This window comes from Amycolatopsis sp. NPDC114504 (assembly GCF_055633595.1).
Map to the genome: position 1 here is coordinate 1 of NZ_JBVKDU010000011.1, position 1566 is coordinate 1566.

At 54.6% G+C, this 1566-nt stretch carries 1 rRNA gene; it reads left to right on the forward strand.

Annotated elements, in window-relative coordinates:
* A 23S ribosomal RNA gene (locus ACZ7PG_RS51140) occupies positions 1 to 1524 on the forward strand; the annotation flags it as partial.
* Positions 1525 to 1566 lie beyond the last annotated feature (42 nt).

Sequence of the window (1566 nt, forward strand, 5' to 3'; positions counted from 1 at the left end):
TTGTGGAGCGTGGGACCTGATTTCGTAGTAGTCAAGCGATGGGGTGACGCAGGAAGGTAGCTCCGCCAGTGAGTGGTAGTACTGGTGTAAGCGTGTAGGCCGTCATGTAGGCAAATCCGCATGGCAATAGGCTGAGACGTGATGCGTAGCCGTTTGAGGCGAAGTAGAGTGATCCTATGCTGCCGAGAAAAGCCTCTAGTGAGTGCATGCACGGCCCGTACCCCAAACCAACACAGGTGGTCAGGTAGAGAATACCAAGGCGATCGGGTGAACTGTGGTTAAGGAACTCGGCAAAATGCCCCCGTAACTTCGGGAGAAGGGGGGCCAAACACTCTGAAGTTCTTTACGGACTAGGGGTGGGTGGCCGCAGAGACCAGCGGAAAGCGACTGTTTACTAAAAACACAGGTCCATGCGAAGTCGCAAGACGATGTATATGGACTGACGCCTGCCCGGTGCTGGAACGTTAAGAGGACCGGTTAACTCCTTTCGGGGGGTGAAGCTGAGAATTTAAGCGCCAGTAAACGGCGGTGGTAACTATAACCATCCTAAGGTAGCGAAATTCCTTGTCGGGTAAGTTCCGACCTGCACGAATGGCGTAACGACTTTCCGGCTGTCTCAACCACAGGCCCGGCGAAATTGCACTACGAGTAAAGATGCTCGTTACGCGCGGCAGGACGGAAAGACCCCGGGACCTTTACTATAGTTTGGTATTGGTTTTCGGTTCGGCTTGTGTAGGATAGGTGGGAGACTGTGAAGCGGTGACGCTAGTTACTGTGGAGTCAATGTTGAAATACCACTCTGGTCGAATTGGGAATCTGAACCTCGGGCCATGATCTGGTTCAGGGACAGTGCCTGATGGGTAGTTTAACTGGGGCGGTTGCCTCCTAAAGAGTAACGGAGGCGCCCAAAGGTTCCCTCAGCCTGGTTGGCAATCAGGTGTTGAGTGCAAGTGCACAAGGGAGCTTGACTGTGAGACAGACATGTCGAGCAGGGACGAAAGTCGGGACTAGTGATCCGGCACCTCCTGGTGGAAGGGGTGTCGCTCAACGGATAAAAGGTACCCCGGGGATAACAGGCTGATCTTGCCCAAGAGTCCATATCGACGGCATGGTTTGGCACCTCGATGTCGGCTCGTCGCATCCTGGGGCCGGAGTAGGTCCCAAGGGTTGGGCTGTTCGCCCATTAAAGCGGCACGCGAGCTGGGTTTAGAACGTCGTGAGACAGTTCGGTCCCTATCCGCCGCGCGCGTAGGATACTTGAGGAAGGCTGTCCCTAGTACGAGAGGACCGGGACGGACGAACCTCTGGTGTGCCAGTTGTTCTGCCAAGGGCATGGCTGGTTGGCCACGTTCGGAAGGGATAACCGCTGAAGGCATCTAAGCGGGAAGCCTGTTCCAAGATGAGGTATCCCACCCCTTTGTGGGTTAAGGCTCCCAATAGACCATTGGGTTGATAGGCCAGAAATGGAAGCACAGTAATGTGTTGTCGAGTTGACTGGTACTAATAGGCCGAGGACTTGTCTACGAAGATGTTGCGCATCCACTCTACGGTTCTGAAACACCACGC